The organism is Sphingomonas rhamnosi (assembly GCF_036663615.1).
Lineage (GTDB): Bacteria > Pseudomonadota > Alphaproteobacteria > Sphingomonadales > Sphingomonadaceae > Sphingomonas.
The window spans coordinates 247058-263379 of sequence record NZ_JAXOJJ010000005.1 but is presented as its reverse complement, the minus strand read 5'-3'; the positions used below and the strand labels follow the sequence as shown (position 1 = coordinate 263379).

Sequence of the window (16322 nt, the reverse complement as noted above, 5' to 3'; positions counted from 1 at the left end):
CGGGCCGAATGCCCGCGTGGATATGGTGGCCCGCAGCGATCGGCTGGCGATCGCGCGGAAAAGGCGTGCCGCGGTCACGATCCGCGGCTTTCGAGAATGGCGAGCGCGAGGCGCTCGGGGGTGACCGACGCCTCGCCGGCCCGGCGCGCGTCGCGCTCGGCGGCGTCGCGGATGCGCTTGGCCATCGAGATCCGCACCAGCACCGGCGCGCGCTCGACCTCGGCGTCGAATTTGGTCTTGGCCTCGTCGTCCCACGCGACCTCACGCTCGATCCGTGCCGGAGTCGCCTCGGCCTGGTCGAGCTGACCGGCGAGCGGCAGGATGTGGAAGAGCGCGTCGAACAGCGCGTTGCACACTTCCTGGATCAGATAGGTCGCACCCGCATAACCCATGAACGGCGTGCCGGTATGGCGGCGGATGATCGCGCCGGGGAAACTCGCGGGGATATACACCCCGCGGGCGCCCGCTTCGGCCATGTACATGCGTTCGTTGAAGCTGCCGAACACGATGAGCGGCGGGTTGGTCTTGATCGCGTCGATCACCGCCTGGTTGTCGGGCTTGACCCCGGCGGTGCGGGAGAAGGCGAAATGACAGGGCAGGCCCATGTCGGTCTCAAGGAAATTGCGGATGCCGCGTGCGTAGGTGTCGGTCGCGACGATCCCGAAGCTCGCGGTGCCGAAGAAATCCTGCGTGACCGAGCGCCACAGGTCCCAGATCGGCTTGATCGTCGTATGTTTCTCGCGTTCGATGAACGGTTCGGGGTCGAGCCCGAGCAGTTCGCCCAATTTGCGCAGGAACAGGGTGGTGCTCTCGAGCCCGATCGGCGCCTGCAGATACGGGCGCTCCAGTGCCTCGCACAGTCCGCGCCCGAACTCGCGGTACAGGCAGACATTGACGCGCGCGTCGGCGAGTTTGCGGACATCGGCGAGATGGCTGCCGAGCGGGAACACCATGCCGATTTCGGCGCCGATGCCCTCGACCAGCCGCCGAATCTCGGCGAGATCGGACGGCATGTTGAACGTACCGTACATCGGGCCGATCAAATTGACCTTGGGCCGCTCGCCGTCCTTCAGCTCGCGCAACGGCGGGACCTTTTTCGGCCCGAACTGCGTCCACAGCCATGTCAGCGCGCGGTCGCCCGATTGCCATTGATCCTCGTCGATCGTGCGCGGCAGGAAGCGCTGGATGTTGGTGCCCTCGGGCGTCACCCCGCCACCGATCATCTCGGCGATCGATCCGGTGACGACGACTGCAGGCAGATCGGGATCGAGCGTCGCCCAGGCGCGCTTCATCGCGCCCTCGGTGCCGTCGCGGCCGAGCTCCTGCTCGCCGAGACCCGTGACGACGATCGGCAGTTCGTGCGGCGGCAGCGCGTCGGTATAATGCAGCACCGACGTGACCGGCAGGTTCTCGCACCCGACCGGGCCGTCGATGATGACCTGCAGCCCCTTGATCGCGGTGAACGCGTAGACTGCGCCCCAATAGCCGCCGGCGCGGTCATGATCGAGGACGAGAGTCATGTCCCCACGCTCTCTTCCGCCTTGGCGGCGGCGATACGCTTGGCGGCATATTTCGCCTTGAACTCGGGCCGATCGACCGGTGTGTGATCCCACACACCGGCCGTGGACCCCGCCCCAACGCCGTCGAAAAATGTGCTCATCCGATCGAACCGCGCCTGATTGGCGAGCGCCGCATTGACCACCAGCGCCAGGCTCCCCGCCCCCGCCGGCCCCATCAGCGGACGCGCCGAGATCAGGTTCGTGAAGTAGAGTGCCGGAATAGCCTTCTGCTTGGCATACTGGACCACCGGCGTCGTGCCGATCGCCAGATCGGGACCGAATTCGTCGACCGCCGCCAGATCCTGTTCCAGGCTCGCGCGATACTGGACGCGAACGCCGTGCGCTTCGAGCCAGTCGCGGTCCGGGTCCGACCACACCGTCCGCGGGCAGGCGGTACCGACATAGGGCACATCGGCGCCGCTCTCGATCAGCAGCCGCGCGACCAGCAGTTCGGAGCCTTCATAGCCCGACACCGTAATCCGCCCGGTTATGGGTCGGGCGGCGAGCGCGCCGCGGATCGCCGGGACGAAGCGGTTCTTGGCCGCATCGACCTTTGCTTGAGCGATACCGCATGCCGCGCCGATCGCGTCGAGCCACGCCGCCGTCCCCTCCGCGCCGACCGGCGCCGAACCCACCACCGTCCGCCCCGCCGCTTCGAACTCGCGGATGCTGGCGGTGTAGAACGGATGGATCGCCGCCACCGCGGCGCAATCGAGTGCGCTGTACAGCTCGCGCCATTCGCGCGTCGGGACGACCGGACCCGCCGCAAGACCCAGCGGTTCGAGCAAGAGCCCGATACCCGGCGGGTCCGCAGGGAACATCTCGCCGAGCAGCGTGACGGTCGGACGATCGGGGCGCTGTTTGGGTGCCGCGACCGGACCGGTCTCGGCCTCCTTGCGCGCATAGGATAGCATCGCGCCGGCCAGCACGTCCTTCGCCTCCGCATGCGTCGGCACGCCGAACCCGGGTACGTCGATGCCGATCACGCGGACGCCGTTGATCTGGTCGGGCAGCAGCTGCAGCGGCACTCCGCTGGCGGTCGGCACGCACAGGTTGGTGACGACGATCGTGTCGTACAGCGCCGGATCGGCGATCTGATGCACCGCGTCGCGAATGTCTTCGAACAGCTTGCCCGTGACCAACGTCTCCGACGAGAAGGGCACATAGCCGACGCTGCGTTTGGCGCCGTAGAAATGCGACGTGAAGGTCAGCCCGTAGACGCAGCAGGCCGAGCCCGACAGGATCGTCGCGGTACGCCGCATCCGCAGCCCGACGCGCAAGGAGCCGAACGCCGGACACATGGATTGCGGCTGGTCGTGCGGGCCCTTGGGATAATCGGCGTCGTAGCGCGCGAGCACGTCGGATTTGCCGGCCAGCTCCGCGGCTTCGCGCAGTGTCGCGCCGTTCGAACACCCACCTGCTTCTGCGCCGACGACCGATGGCGTCAGGTCGATCCGGTCGCGATCGCGGATGGGTGTGTCGACCTCCACGATCAGACCGCGTCGTACACGATTTCGAGGGTCGGCTTGGGCACATAGGCCACGCCGCGCATGTCCGCCTGGGTCGCCGGCCGGAGCGTATAATCCGCCCCAGTGATGTCGGCCGAGAACAGCGCCAGCAACCCGTCCTGATCGAGGGGCGTCGGCCGCAGCGGCGGCGCGGTCGCGACATTCTCGGCGAGTTCCTCGAACAGGCTCGCCCATTGGCTGTCGGGCTTGCCGATGATCTGGTAGTTCGCGCTCTTCTTGCGGATATCCTCGTTGGCGGGGATCGCGCAGAGCACCGGGATGCCGACGGCTTCGGCAAAGGCGTTCGCTTCGCCGGTGCCGTCATCCTTGTTGAGGATCATGCCCGCTACGCCGACATTGCCGCCCATCTTGCGGAAATATTCGACCGCCTTGCAGACGTTGTTCGCGACATAGAGAGACTGCAGGTCGTTCGACGCGACGACGATCACCTTCTGGCACATGTCGCGCGCGATCGGCAGGCCGAAGCCGCCGCACACCACGTCACCCAGGAAATCGAGCAGGACGTAGTCGAAGCCCCATTCGTGGAAGCCGAGCTTCTCGAGCGTCTCGAACCCGTGGATGATCCCGCGACCGCCGCAGCCGCGGCCGACCTCGGGCCCGCCCAGCTCCATCGCGAACACCCCGTCGCGCTGGAAGCAGACATCCTCGATGCCGATCTCTTCGCCGGCCAGCTTCTTCTTCGAACTCGTCTCGATGATCGTCGGGGTCGATTTGCCGCCGAACAGCAGCGATGTCGTGTCGCTCTTCGGATCGCAACCGATCAGCAGCACGCGCTTGCCGTGCTGCGCCATCATGTAGCTGAGATTGGCCAGCGCGAAGGATTTGCCGCTGCCGCCCTTGCCGTAGATCGCGATGATCTGCGTGTCCTTGGTGATCGGCCCCGTATGAACCGGATCCGGCTCGGCGTGCGCCTCGTCGCGCAGCGGTCCTGGATCGAACAAGCTCATAGCGCCCTCCAGTCGAGAACCATTTTCAGACAGGCGGGATCGGTAAAGGCCTGCGGATAGGCGTCGGCGGCCTGCACCGCGGGCCGCGCGTGGCTGATCAGCCCGTCGAGATCCAGCAGTCCGGCATCGATCAGGCTGAGCGTGGCCGTAATGTCTGCAGGGGTGAATTCAGCGGAGATGCGCATCCGTGCCTCGCGCATGAACGCGGTCGGAAATGCGAACGACAGACGGTCGTAAAAGCCCGCCAGCACGAGCTGTCCGCCCTTGGCGAGCCGTCCGAACGCCGTGTCGAGGATATCGCCCGCACCGCTCGCGTCGCAGATCACCCTATAATCGCGCCGCGCGTCGTCCGACGGATCGACAACGTCATAGCCGAAGCCGTCGCGCCGATCCGGGTTGGTTTCCCACACCGTCGGAACGCCGCCACCCAGCGCGATCGCGATCCGGGCGATCAGACGCCCGAGGATGCCGTGGCCGACGATCAGATCGGGTACGCCGCCAATCTCGATCGCGTGGTGCGCGGTCGCCGCCAGCGCGATCAACACGCCGTTGCGCCCCAGCGCGGCGTCGATCGGCACCGCGCGCGCCCCCGGCAGGATCACGCGGCGGGCGCTTCCCCCGAACAATCCGCGCGCCCCGACATAGCAATTGGCGCCGGGTACGAAGACCCATTCGCCGATCCGCCCGCGCGCGTCGGCGCCGGCATCGACGATCCGCCCGACCGACTCATAGCCGGGCACCAGCGGATACCCCATGCCCGGAAATTCCGGCATGCGCCCGGTCCACAGCAGCTTCTCGGTGCCCGAGCTGATCCCGCTCCAGTCGACCTCGACGCAGACATCGGCGTGGGTCATCGGGTTGAGCGCCAACGACCGCAGCGCGAGCCGTTCCGGTGCTTCCAAGATGACCGCCACTGCGTCCATGCGCTCGTCCCCTACGACGTCGGATCCTGATGACCCTTGAGGCGTAACCTGATCCAGACACTTTAGATTGTCAACCTGAATGGACAGTTCACCGTGTCGCGATAATGGCCCGGGTGGTCAGCGGCATCGCCGTGCGCAGCACGCGCGACTGGGAAAAGCCCGCGCGCCGCAGCATCGCGCAGATTTCCGCGGCACTGCGCGGCCGGCCCGATCCCATCGCCAGCAGATAGAATCCGAAATAGGCATCGCCCGCCGACTCCGCGCCGCGCGTCTGCGCCATCGGTTCCGCGATGAACACCCGCCCGCCAGCCGGCAGCGCGGCGTGGATGCGCGCGAGCAACGCCAGCGCCGGGGCATCGTGGTGATCGTGCAGCACCCGGATCAGCGTGATCAGATCGTATCCGCCGGGCAGCGAATCGGCGAGGAAATCCCCCCCCACCAGCGTCGTCCGATCGATCAGACCCGCCGCGGCCAATTGCGGCCCCGCCCGCGCCACGACCGCGGGAAGATCGAACAGCCCGAGGGAGAGGCCCGGCACCGCCGTACCCACCGCACGGAGGAACGCCCCCTCGCCGCCGCCGACATCGAGCATACGCCGATGGCGGTGGAACGCGTAGGACGCGATCGCCTGGTCGGCGACCAGCGGCTGCGACGCCGCCATCAGCGCGGAATAGTCGGCAACGTCCGGCTGTTCGCCCTGCCCCGCCGATTCGGCGTACGGCCAATGCCGCGAGAGCGCACCGCCACCGCCGCCGCGCCGGAGCAACGACACCGGGTCCGCCAGATCGGCATAGAGCAGGTGATGATGCGCGATCATGTCGCAGATCCCGCGATTGCCGAGCAGCGCCGCGCCGTCGCCGCCGAGCGTCCAGTCGCGCCCCAGCGGTTCGACCAGCTTCAACGCCGCCGCCCCGCGCAACAGCCGCTCGGCCCCCGCCAAGGGCAGATCGAGCCGCGCCGCGATCGTCACCGTATCGCGCGGGCCGTCCGCCAGCAGCGCCAGCAATCCGGTTTCGACGCAGGCGAACAGGATCTGCGAATAGGTGAAGCCCGCGACCAGATCGAACAGTCCGCGCGCCCGCCGCCGCGCGATCGGCCGCGTGAGCGGAAAGCGCTGCGCGAACCGCTGGAACCGGGGGGACATGAGCGTGCGGTTGCGCCACCCCCGCCAATGGGCCCGCCACCCGGTTGCTGCGTGATCGAACAGATTCATGTGTCAACATTTGTGGACAGGTGTTAGCATCGCGTCAATCGGAGGATGCCCGTGGCGAACGACGGCGTGGTGGTGATCGGAGCGGGCGTCGGCGGATTGGTCAGTGCCGCGCTGCTCGCCGCTCGCGGTCACGCGGTCACGCTGGTCGAGGCGCAGGCCGGCCCGGGCGGTAAACTCCGCGATATCGCCGTCGAGGGCGCGGCGATCGATGCCGGCCCGACCGTCTTCACGTTGCGCCACATTTTCGACGAGGTCTTCGCCGCCTGTGGCGATTCGCTCGACCGCCATCTGACCCTGCACCCCGCGGCGACGCTGGCGCGCCACGCCTGGGGCGATGCGCGGCTCGATCTGTTCGCCGACCCGGCGGCCAGCGAAGCGGCGATCGGCGACTTCACCGGCGCCGCCGACGCGCGCGGCTACCGCGATTTCCGGCAGGAGGCGAAGCGGCTGTTCGACTCGCTCGACCGGCCGTTCCTGCGCGGCACCCGACCCGATCCGCTGACGCTCGGCTGGCGGATGGGCGTGCGCGGGTTTGCCGACTATCGGACGCTCCGGCCCTTTACCTCGATGTGGCGCGCGCTCGGCGGCTATTTCCGCGATCCGCGGCTGCAGCAGCTGTTCGGCCGCTACGCCACCTATTGCGGGTCGTCGCCCTTTGCCTGTCCCGCCACGCTGATGCTGATCGCGCATGCTGAGGCGAGCGGGGTGTGGCTGATCGAAGGCGGGATGCACCGTCTCGCGATCGCGCTGGAGGCGCTGGGCCGGCAGAACGGCGTCCGCTTCCGCTACGGCGCACCTGTGCGATCGATCGAGATCGCGAGCGGCCGTGCGACCGGGGTTGTGCTCGACAGCGGCGAACGCCTCTCCGCCTCCGCCGTCGTCTGCAATGCCGACCCCGCCGCAATCGCGTCCGGGCGCTTCGGTGCCGCGGCCCGTCGCGCGGTATCGTCCGTCCCCCGCCCCCGCAGATCGCTCAGCGCGATGGTCTGGACCGGTCACGCCCGCGCCGCCGGCTTTCCGCTGCTGCGCCACAACGTGTTCTTCTCGCGCGACTATCCATCAGAGTTCGCGGCCCTCGCCGCCGGCCGGCTCGCCGACTCGCCCAGCGTCTATGTCTGCGCGCAGGACCGCGCCGACGGCGACCACGCGCCGCGCGACCGCGAGCGCGTCCAGATCATCGTCAACGCGCCGCCCGTCGGCGACGGCACAGGCTTCACCCAAGGGGAGATCGCAACATGCACACGGCGAATGCTGGAGGGCGTTTCGCGGGCGGGGCTTTCGCTGGATCTGGCGCCCTCGACGATACTGACGACGCCTACCGACTTCGACAGGCTGTTTCCGTCGACGGGTGGGGCCCTTTATGGACCGGCCTCGCACGGGTGGGCGGCGTCCTTCCGCCGCCAGGGCAGCCGGACGCGGATCGCTGGGCTCTATTGCGCGGGCGGGAGCACGCACCCCGGCGCGGGCGTCCCGATGGCGGCGCTTTCCGGCCGGCTAGCCGTCGACTGCCTGCTCAGGGACCGCGTTTCGACGTCCGTGTCGATGCCGGCGGTTATGCCTGGTGGTATGTCGACGCGACCAGCGAGGACGGTGCCCACGGGCTGACGATCATCGCGTTCATCGGCAGCGTCTTCTCGCCCTATTACAAGCTCAGCGGCCGCGGGAACCCCGAAAACCACTGCGCGATCAACGTCTCGTTGACCGGCCCGCGCGGCAGCGCCTGGGCGATGACCGAACGGCCCGCGCACCGCGTCCACCGCGGCAAGGATCACTTCGTCGTCGGCCCCAGCGGCGTCCGTTGGGACGGCGATACGCTGGTGATCGAGATCGCCGAGATCTCCGCCCCCCTGCCCTACAAGGTGCGCGGCACGGTGCGCGTCCGGCCCGAGATGATCGGCACCACCGCCTTCGCGCTCGACCCCGCCGGCCGGCACCGCTGGCATCCGGTCGCGCCGCGCGCGCATGTCGAGGTCAAGATGACGCATCCCGGCGTGCGCTGGTCCGGCCCCGGCTATTTCGATTCGAATTTCGGCGACGAGCCGCTCGAGGCCGGGTTCGACGACTGGCACTGGTCGCGCGCGCACCTCAGGTCCGACGTCGCGGTGCTGTACGAGGGCCGGCGGCGCGACGGCACGCCGTTCGATCTGGCGCTCAAGTTCGACGCACAGGGCCGCTGGCACGACGTCGTCCAGCCCGCCCCCGCGCGGCTGCCGCGCACCGGCTGGCTGATCGATCGCGCGACCCGGGCGGATCCGGGGCATGATCCGCGCGTGATCAAGACCTGGATCGACGCGCCCTTCTACGCGCGCTCGGCGCTATCGACTCGGCTGTTCGGCGAGGATGTCCGTGCGGTCCACGAAAGCCTGGCGCTCGGCCGCTTCCGCTCACCGATCGTCCAGTCGATGCTCCCCTACCGGATGCCCCGCGCGGTCTGGTGAGGTGCGATCAGTTGAGGAGTCGTCCGCCTCGGCCGCACGCTGCCGGTCGCGCGCGATCTCGCGGTTGACCGATATCAGCTGCCACACGCAGAACAGCACCACGGGAATGCCTGCGATCGCCAGGTCGAACAGGCTGAAATAGTCGCGCATCATCGCTCTCCCGCGAACCCCTGGATGATCCCGGCGACCAGCTCGGGCTGTTCCTCATGCGCCAGATGCCCGAGCCCCGCGAGCGTCTCGATCCGCGCCCCGCCGATCATCGCCGCCGCTTCGCGCGCATTCGACAGCGGGATCGCCGTGTCCGCGGTGCCGTGGACCAGCAGCAGCCGCGTCTGAACCCGCGCCAGATCGCGCTGCAACGCCGGCAGATCCCAATCCGCCATCATTCCGATCGCACCGGCGCAATGCGCCGAGGTCGCGAACAGCATCTCGTACCACCGCGCGCCCTCGGCATCGATCCGCGACCCGGTGCTGCGCTGGAGGAACCGCGCGGTCTCGCCAGGCACCCGCGCCATCCGCGTGAACAGATGCGGCGCGAACGGATTGACGAACAGCGCCTTTGCCAGCGTCGGGAACAACCGCGCCGCGAGCCCCGGAAACGGAAGCAGCGCCGCGCTCAGCCCGACGATCGCGTCCGGCGTCGCGCGACCGTCCAGCGTCATGCGGATCGCGATCGCCGCCCCCGCCGAATGCCCGACGATGATGGTCGGTGCGATCTTCAGCGCCTGCAACAACGTGCCCGTAGCGCGCGCCATCGCGGTCATCGACAGCCCGTCGACCGGGCGCCCGGTGGTGAAGCCGTGTCCCGGCAGGTCGACCGCGACGACGCGGAACTGCGCCGCGAGCAACGGCGCCAGCGCGCGCCAGCTGTGGGTCGCCGCGCCCGTCCCGTGCAGCAGCAGGAGCACGGGCGCATCCGCAGGCCCGAAGCTCTGGACATGCCAGCGCATCCGTCCGCTCGTGACGAAGCTGCTCTGCGCGCGGTTGGGCCAGCCGCGGCCCTCGATCGCCCAGCGCGGCGCGCTCATGCCGGCTGCACCGCACGCACCGCGGCGTGCATCGTCGCCGCGTCGGCCCGCGGCAGCGGCAGGTAGCGCGCGCCCATCGCGGTCGCCAGCGCCGCACCCTCGGGCCCCGGTCGCGCCGAAATATCGACGAACGCGCCGGCGATTCCCGCCAGCCCGATCGCCTTCGCGGCGTTGGTCGCGTCCGCGGTAGCAGCCGATCGGACCGCGCGCCCATCGGCGGCGATGTTCGCCCGGCCGTCGGTCAGCATCACGACGAACGGAGTCCGCCCACGCTTGCGCTCGGTCTCGGCGAGATCGTGCGCCGCGCGGAACCCCGCGGCGAGCGGCGTACCACCGCCACCGGGCAATTCGGCCAATGATCGCCGCGCGCGTGCCAACGACCGCGTCGGTGGCAGCAGCAGCTCGGCGACGGTCCCGCGAAACGCGATCAGCGCCACCTGCGCGCGCTTCACATAGGCGTCGGCCAGCAGCAATTCGACCGCACCCTTCGCCTCCGCTAGCCGCGCCAGCGCCGACGATCCCGACGCATCGACCGCGAAGATCGTCACCGCCTCCGCGCGCGTCTCGAACCGGCGGATGCGCAGATCGTCGCGGCGGATCGTCACGCGGCCCTCACCGCTCTGGCCCTGCGCGGCGCGCAGTTTCTGCCACGGTGCCGCGGCGCGCAGCGTATCGATCAGACTAAGGCGTCGCCCGCCGCCCGGCATCCCGGCGCGCGCCGCCATCGGCCGGCCGCGGACGCCCGATTTGCGCCGCTCGCCCGCACCACGCGCGTCGCTCGCGCTCGCCCGTCGCGCGCCGCCCTCCGCGATCCGCGCGAGCACGTCCTTCGGCAGCGCCGCGAGCACCGCGGCGAGCACCATGTCCTCGATCGGGCCGGTTTCGCTCTGCTCCTGGTCGCCGGCATCCCCGTCCGAAGGCGGCGGCGGTGGCGGCGGTGGGGCCCCCTCGGCATCGTCGGCAGCCGGCAACCGGGTCGCCCGCGGCGCCAGGACGAGCCGCGCCGCCAACAGGATATCCGCCTCGACCACGCCATCCCGTCCCGCCAGCCGGGCCGCCGCCCGCGCCGCACGGAGCGCGAACTGCGGCGCGCGTGCCGAGTCGATGCCAAGTGCGCCGGCGATGGAAACCAGCGTGGTGATCGGATCGCTGTTGTCGCCCATCCCGTTCCCCGGCGAAGGCCGGGGCCCAGTTGGGAAGGCTGGTGTAGCGAAGGCTCGTCCTTCGTCACCATCGTCCCCCACCTGGGCCCCGGCCTTCGCCGGGGAGCCGCCTCGCGCCGCCTCACTCCACCGCACACCACCCAGATCCACGCAGAACGCCAATCGCTCCGCCAACCCCGCCGGCGCGCGCTCTTCCGCCTCGATCCCGTCATCCAGCGCCACCAGCGCGAACCGCGCCTCGGCGCGCACCGTCACGCCGTCCCGCTCGGCCACCACTGCGCCGGTATCGATCACCGCCGCCAGCCGCCCCGCGACTGCGTCCGACAGCCGCTCGGCCATCGGCACGACGACGACACCGCCATCCGCCTCTGCCAGCAACCCCGTCCGCGACACCGCGGACCCGCGCGCCAAGGTTGCCGCAAGATCGATCCCGCCGAGCAACCGGTCATCGTCGATATGCGCGGGCATCCGCCGCATCGGTGCGTTCGGGGGCAATCCCGCGCGCAGTTCGGCGATCACCGCGTCGCGCAATTCGCCCCCGCCGCGAAGCACCATGCCCCCCAGCAATGGGTCGATCGCGCACAGCCGTGCCGCCATCAGCGCGTCGGCAAGCGGGTCGGGCGTGTCTTCGCCCGCACCGGTCACGCCGCCAGTTCCTCCAACGCGCGCTCGATCCGCACCGTCGACCCGGTCTCGTCGAGCACGCTACGTCGCAACCGGTGGCGCAGCGCTAGCGGCGCGACGCTAGCGATCTGCGCCTCGCTCACCACCGTTTGGCCCTCGAGCGCCGCCAGCGCACGCGCCGATCGCATCAGCGTCAGCTCGCCGCGCAGTCCATCCGCGCCGACCGCCATGCACAGCCGCGACGCGAAGGTCAGCACAGCATCCGGCACCACCACCCCCGCCAGCGCGGCGCGCCCCGCCGCGATCCGCTTCAGCGTCTTTCGCTCGGCCTTGCTCCAGGTCTCTGCAAACGCCGCCGGTTCGCGCTCGAACGCGTCGCAGCGCTTCAGGATCTCGACCCGCTGCGCGAGATCCTGCGGCGTGCGCACATCGACCGACAGCCCGAACCGGTCGAGCAATTGCGGCCGGAGTTCGCCCTCTTCGGGGTTGCCGCTGCCGACCAGCACGAACCGCGCCGGATGCCGCACGCTCAGCCCCTCGCGCTCGACGACGTTCTCGCCCGAGGCCGCGACGTCGAGCAGAAGGTCGACGATATGGTCCTCGAGCAGATTGACCTCGTCGATATACAGGAACCCGCCATTGGCGCGCGCGAGCAGCCCCGGCTCGAACGCCTTCACGCCGGCGCCCAGCGCGCGTTCCAGGTCGAGCGCGCCGACCACGCGGTCCTCGGTCGCGCCGAGCGGCAGGTCGACGAACGGCACCGCCACCTTGCCCGTCCGCGGCGTGCCGTCCTGATAGCCCGCCGCGCTCGCTGCGATCGGTGGCAGCAGTGCCGCGAGCGCGCGCACCGCGGTCGACTTGCCCGTGCCCCGGTCGCCGAACACCATCACCCCGCCGATTCGCGCGTCGACCGCGGCGATCAGAAGCGCGCGCTTCATCTCGTCCTGACCAACGATCGCCGAAAAGGGGAACGACATTCGCACGCGCCATGTGTAACACGCGTTGGACACACGACAAGATGGACAATGCCATGTGGATGCCGATCTTCGTCGCAGCGGGCGTTGCAGTGGCCTTGGGGGGAGTCGGGGGGCTGATGACGCCGATCGGTCCGTGGTACCGCGATCTTCGCAAACCCAAACTGCAGCCGCCCAACTGGCTGTTCGGCCCCGCCTGGACGTTGATCCTCGGGCTCGCCGCCTGGTCGGCGGTGCGCGCCTGGAACGCCGCGCCCGACGACGCGACGCGCACCAAGGTGATCATCCTGTTCTCGGTCAACGCGCTGTTCCACCTCCTGTGGAGCCCGCTCTTCTTCCGCGCGCAGCGACCCGACTGGGCGTTGGTCGAGGTCGTGTTCCTGTGGGGATCGCTGGTCGCGCTGGTCGTCGAGCTATGGCCGATCTCGCAGTTCGCCAGCCTGTTGATCGTGCCCTATCTTCTCTGGGTCAGCTTCGCCGCATGGCTGAATAGCGCGATCGTCCGGCTCAACCGCCCCTTCGCCTGAATTTGGTTCCGTCGCCCAAGCGGCGTATACTGTGCGAATACAAGAAGGAACGGCACACGACTCGATCTGGAGAGCTGATGATGGCGACACTTCCGGACACTGTATCCCTCCCCGCGACCGAACTCCCCGAGATCCGGCGAATTGGGACAAGCGACCTGAACTGGGCGCTCGCGGAGGGATGGAAGGATTTCCTAACCAAGCGCGGCGACTTGATCGTCATCGGCCTGCTCTATCCGGTCATCTGCCTGGTCGCGGCCTATGTGACGTTCAACGACCCGCTTCTCCCGCTGTTCTTTCCGCTGGTCGCCGGTCTGTCGATCCTCGGCCCCGCCGCCGCCTCGGGCTTCTACGAACTCGCGCGTCGCCGCGAAGAGGGTCGCGACGCCAGCTGGTGGCATTTCCTCGATCCGCTCAACGGCCGCAGCCGGTTGCCTTTAGCCCTCCTCACCGCCGGGCTCGCGGTGCTGATGATCGGCTGGCTGATCGCCGCCTACGCGGTCTACGACCTCACCTTCGGCGCCAGCGCACCGTTGCAGATCGGCGACGTGTTCGGTCGCCTCTTCACGACGCGCGAAGGCTGGATGCTGATCCTGCTCGGCAATCTGGCCGGCGCGCCGTTCGCGATCGCGACTCTCGTGTTCGCGCTCGTGTCGTTCCCGATGGTCGTCGACCAGCCCGTCGACGCCGGCCTCGCGATCCGCACCTCGCTCGCCGCCGCGCGCAAGAACCCGCGCGAGACGTTCGGCTGGGGCGTGCGCGTCGTCGGCCTGCTGCTCCTTGGGCTGATCCCGCTCGCGATCGGCCTCGCGGTCGTGCTGCCCTGGCTCGGCTATGCGACCTGGCACCTCTACACCCGGCTGGTCGTCCGGCCCTAGGTCGAGATCGTCACCTTGGCGTAACGCGGGTTGAGCAGGTGCGTGACGAGCAGCGCCAGCAGATACGCCACGCCGCAGGCGATGAAGAACGGCTCGTAACTCCCGACCCGGTCCAGCAGCACACCGAGCGACTTCGAGGCGATGAACCCGCCCGCCGCGCCCGCGAACCCGCCGAGCCCGATCAACGTGCCCTGCGCATAGCGCGGGAACAGATCGCCCGGCAGCGCGAACAGGTTCGTCGAGAACCCCTGATGCGCCGCGCACGCCAGCCCGATGAACGCGACCGCGATCCACACGTTGCTCGCCTGCGCCGCGAACATCACCGGCAAGGCGAACAGCGCACAGGCGAACATCGCCCGCTTGCGCGCCCGCCCCGCCGCGACCCCGCGCTTCAGCAGGTGCGACGAATACCAGCCGCCCGCGATCGCCCCGACATCCGCGAGCATGTAGATCGCGACCAGCGGCGGCCCGAAATTCTTGAGGTCATAACCGTAGCGGGTGTGGAAGAAGTCCGGCAGCCAGAACAGGAAGGTCCACCACACCGGATCGATCAGGAACCGCCCCGACATATACGCCCAGGTCTGGCGATGCCGCACCACGCGCGCGAACCCGGCGCGGCCCACATCCTCCTGCGCCTCGGCCTCGATATAGGCGCGTTCCTCGGCGCTGATCCGCGGATGCTCGGCCGGCTTGCGGTAGAACCGCCACCACGCCGCCAACCAGATCAGGTTGAACACGCCGGTGACCAGGAACGCCCAGCGCCAGTCGAGCAACAGCCCCGCGACCAGGAACGACACCAGCAGCGGCGTCACGATCGCGCCGACATTGGCGCCGGCGTTGAAGACGCCGATCGCCAGCGCGCGCTCCGACTTCGGAAACCATTGCGACGCCGCGGCAAGCGCGGACGGATAGGTCCCCGCCTCGCCCAGCGCGAGCGGGATGCGCGCGATCGCGAACCCGGTGGTCGTCGTCACCAGCACTTGCGCGAAATGGCCGAGCGTCCACATCCCCATCGCGAGCATGTACCCTAGCCGCGGACCGATCCGATCGATCAGCCAGCCGAACGCCAGGAAGCCGACGCCGTAGCAGACCTGGAAATAACCGGTGACGTCACCGTATCCCGAATTGGTCCAGCCATAGAGCGCGGTCAGCTGCGGCTTGAGCACGCCCAGCACCAGCCGATCGATGTACGACAGCACCACCGCCGCGAACAGCAGCCCGCAGATCACCCAGCGGATCCGCCCGCGGGGCCGGGTCACCGCCTGGAGGGCCGCCTCGCCCCCGGCATGCGCGGCGTCGGTGGTGCTCACCAGCTGTGCATCGTGCCGTCTTCCAGCCGGTTCACCGGCAGGTAGGCACGCGTGTAATCATAGCCCTTGGCGAGCTCTTCATCGATATCGACGCCCAGCCCCGGCGCGTCGCCCGGATGCATCATGCCGCGCTCGAAGCGATAGCTGTGCGGGAAGACCGCATCGGTCTCGGGCGTGTGCCGCATATATTCCTGGACCCCGAAATTCGGAACGCTGAGATCGAAATGCAGCGCCGCCGCCATGCATACCGGCGACAGATCGGTCGCGCCATGGCAACCGGTGCGGATCTGATAGAGATCGGCCAGCGCCGCGATCCGGCGCAGATGCGTGATCCCGCCGGCATGCACCACGGTCGCGCGGATATAGTCGATCAGCTGGTTCTGGATCAGCTCCTTGGCGTCCCAGATCGAATTGAAGATCTCGCCGACCGCGATCGGCGTGGTGGTGTGCTGGCGGATCAGCCGGAACGCCTCCTGGTTCTCCGCCGGGGTCGGATCCTCCAACCAGAACGGACGATACGGCTCCAGATCCTTGCCCAGCCGCCCCGCCTCGATCGGCGTCAACCGGTGGTGGATGTCGTGCATCAGGTGGACGTCCCACCCCAAAGCCTCGCGCGCTGCCTCGAACAGTTCAGGCACGACCCGCAGATATTTCTCGGTCGACCACACCGCCTCGGTCGGCAGATCCGAATCGGCGGGCTCGTAGAAATTGGGGTCCTTCGACACGCCATAGGTCGATGCGATCCCAGGCACGCCGCATTGCAGCCGGATCGCCTTATAGCCCTCAGCCTGGTATTTCAGCGCCGCCGCGATCGTGTCCTCGATCGACACGCCGTTGGCATGACCATAGACCATCACCGCATCCCGGCTCGCGCCGCCGAGCAGCTGGTACACCGGCAGCCCGGCGATCTTGCCCTTGATGTCCCACAACGCGGTGTCGACCGCGGCGATCGCCGACATCGTCACCGGCCCGCGCCGCCAGTATGCGCCCTTGTAGAGATACTGCCAGATATCCTCGATCCGGTGCGCGTCGCGCCCGATCAGGCACGGCACGACATGCTCGCTCAGATAGCTGGCGACGCTCAGCTCGCGGCCGTTGAGCGTCGCGTCGCCGACCCCGGTGGTGCCGTCGTCGCAGATGATCTTCAGCGTGACGAAATTGCGCCCGGGACAGGTGATGATGACGCGGGCGTCGACGATCTTCGGCATGGTC

At 69.0% G+C, this 16322-nt stretch carries 15 protein-coding genes; 4 read left to right on the top strand and 11 right to left on the bottom strand.

Annotated elements, in window-relative coordinates; translation table 11 throughout:
* Window positions 1–74: 74 nt before the first annotated feature.
* The 5 genes from bchZ to U1701_RS12755 form a co-directional block, all read right to left on the bottom strand.
* Window positions 75–1520 (bottom strand): chlorophyllide a reductase subunit Z, encoded by a 1446-nt coding sequence (bchZ, locus tag U1701_RS12775; RefSeq protein WP_332782941.1) that lies wholly within the window; start codon window positions 1518–1520, stop codon window positions 75–77.
* On the bottom strand, window positions 1517–3049 hold the full coding sequence (gene bchY / locus U1701_RS12770; protein WP_443026049.1) for a chlorophyllide a reductase subunit Y: 1533 nt from the start codon (window positions 3047–3049) through the stop codon (window positions 1517–1519). Before bchY ends, bchZ begins: the two co-directional genes overlap by 4 nt.
* A gap of 2 nt (window positions 3050–3051) precedes the next feature.
* On the bottom strand, window positions 3052–4035 hold the full coding sequence (locus U1701_RS12765) for a chlorophyllide a reductase iron protein subunit X (protein WP_332782940.1): 984 nt from the start codon (window positions 4033–4035) through the stop codon (window positions 3052–3054).
* A complete protein-coding gene (gene bchC, locus U1701_RS12760) occupies window positions 4032–4958 on the bottom strand; it encodes a chlorophyll synthesis pathway protein BchC (RefSeq protein ID WP_332782939.1) in 927 nt (308 codons plus the stop codon). The genes U1701_RS12765 and bchC overlap by 4 nt, the downstream gene beginning before the upstream one ends.
* 88 nt (window positions 4959–5046) lie before the next feature.
* Window positions 5047–6102, bottom strand: coding sequence for a methyltransferase (locus U1701_RS12755; protein WP_332782938.1), 1056 nt, complete (start codon window positions 6100–6102; stop codon window positions 5047–5049).
* A gap of 120 nt (window positions 6103–6222) precedes the next feature.
* On the opposite strand from U1701_RS12755, the gene crtD reads away from it, so the two are divergent.
* Window positions 6223–7776 (top strand): 1-hydroxycarotenoid 3,4-desaturase CrtD, encoded by a 1554-nt coding sequence (crtD, locus tag U1701_RS12750; protein WP_332782937.1) that lies wholly within the window; start codon window positions 6223–6225, stop codon window positions 7774–7776.
* Complete coding sequence (locus U1701_RS12745; RefSeq protein WP_503676862.1) at window positions 7677–8609, top strand: carotenoid 1,2-hydratase family protein; 933 nt, start codon at window positions 7677–7679, stop codon at window positions 8607–8609. Before crtD ends, U1701_RS12745 begins: the two co-directional genes overlap by 100 nt.
* Here U1701_RS12745 and U1701_RS12740 read toward each other — a convergent pair.
* The 4 genes from U1701_RS12740 to U1701_RS12725 are packed head-to-tail and all read right to left on the bottom strand — an operon-like array spanning window position 8556 to window position 12401.
* Window positions 8556–8759: a hypothetical protein gene (locus U1701_RS12740; protein ID WP_332782936.1), complete on the bottom strand. Its 204-nt coding sequence runs from the start codon at window positions 8757–8759 to the stop codon at window positions 8556–8558. The genes U1701_RS12745 and U1701_RS12740 overlap by 54 nt on opposite strands.
* Window positions 8759–9637, bottom strand: coding sequence for an alpha/beta fold hydrolase BchO (gene bchO / locus U1701_RS12735; protein ID WP_332782935.1), 879 nt, complete (start codon window positions 9635–9637; stop codon window positions 8759–8761). The genes U1701_RS12740 and bchO overlap by 1 nt, the downstream gene beginning before the upstream one ends.
* Entirely contained in the window at window positions 9634–11445 is a 1812-nt protein-coding gene (locus U1701_RS12730; RefSeq protein ID WP_332782934.1) for a magnesium chelatase subunit D, read from the bottom strand. Before U1701_RS12730 ends, bchO begins: the two co-directional genes overlap by 4 nt.
* The gene (locus U1701_RS12725; protein WP_443026048.1) at window positions 11442–12401 is read right to left on the bottom strand and encodes a magnesium chelatase ATPase subunit I; all 960 of its coding nucleotides are present in this window, start codon (window positions 12399–12401) and stop codon (window positions 11442–11444) included. The genes U1701_RS12730 and U1701_RS12725 overlap by 4 nt, the downstream gene beginning before the upstream one ends.
* 53 nt (window positions 12402–12454) lie before the next feature.
* Here U1701_RS12725 and U1701_RS12720 point away from each other — a divergent pair, with 53 nt between their 5' ends.
* Window positions 12455–12925: a TspO/MBR family protein gene (locus tag U1701_RS12720; protein WP_332782932.1), complete on the top strand. Its 471-nt coding sequence runs from the start codon at window positions 12455–12457 to the stop codon at window positions 12923–12925.
* Between the two features lie 77 nt (window positions 12926–13002).
* Window positions 13003–13800, top strand: coding sequence for a DUF2189 domain-containing protein (locus U1701_RS12715; protein ID WP_443026047.1), 798 nt, complete (start codon window positions 13003–13005; stop codon window positions 13798–13800).
* On the opposite strand, the gene U1701_RS12710 is transcribed toward U1701_RS12715, so the two are convergent.
* Both U1701_RS12710 and manD read right to left on the bottom strand, forming a co-directional pair.
* Window positions 13797–15110: an MFS transporter gene (locus tag U1701_RS12710; RefSeq protein ID WP_332782930.1), complete on the bottom strand. Its 1314-nt coding sequence runs from the start codon at window positions 15108–15110 to the stop codon at window positions 13797–13799. The two genes, U1701_RS12715 and U1701_RS12710, sit on opposite strands and share 4 nt — an antisense overlap.
* Window positions 15107–16318: a D-mannonate dehydratase ManD gene (gene manD / locus U1701_RS12705; protein ID WP_332782929.1), complete on the bottom strand. Its 1212-nt coding sequence runs from the start codon at window positions 16316–16318 to the stop codon at window positions 15107–15109. Before manD ends, U1701_RS12710 begins: the two co-directional genes overlap by 4 nt.
* Between the last annotated feature and the right edge of the window lie 4 nt (window positions 16319–16322).

Bases quoted from the DNA above. Each gene is read 5' to 3' on its own strand.
- manD (WP_332782929.1), bottom strand. From the start codon at position 16,318: ATGCCGAAGATCGTCGACGCCCGCGTCATCATCACCTGTCCCGGGCGC.
- U1701_RS12740 (WP_332782936.1), bottom strand. From the start codon at position 8,759: ATGCGCGACTATTTCAGCCTGTTCGACCTGGCGATCGCAGGCATTCCC.
- U1701_RS12720 (WP_332782932.1), top strand. From the start codon at position 12,455: ATGTGGATGCCGATCTTCGTCGCAGCGGGCGTTGCAGTGGCCTTGGGG.
- U1701_RS12725 (WP_443026048.1), bottom strand. From the start codon at position 12,401: ATGTCGTTCCCCTTTTCGGCGATCGTTGGTCAGGACGAGATGAAGCGC.
- bchO (WP_332782935.1), bottom strand. From the start codon at position 9,637: ATGAGCGCGCCGCGCTGGGCGATCGAGGGCCGCGGCTGGCCCAACCGC.
- U1701_RS12755 (WP_332782938.1), bottom strand. From the start codon at position 6,102: ATGTCCCCCCGGTTCCAGCGGTTCGCGCAGCGCTTTCCGCTCACGCGG.
- U1701_RS12765 (WP_332782940.1), bottom strand. From the start codon at position 4,035: ATGAGCTTGTTCGATCCAGGACCGCTGCGCGACGAGGCGCACGCCGAG.
- bchC (WP_332782939.1), bottom strand. From the start codon at position 4,958: ATGGACGCAGTGGCGGTCATCTTGGAAGCACCGGAACGGCTCGCGCTG.
- U1701_RS12715 (WP_443026047.1), top strand. From the start codon at position 13,003: ATGATGGCGACACTTCCGGACACTGTATCCCTCCCCGCGACCGAACTC.
- bchZ (WP_332782941.1), bottom strand. From the start codon at position 1,520: ATGACTCTCGTCCTCGATCATGACCGCGCCGGCGGCTATTGGGGCGCA.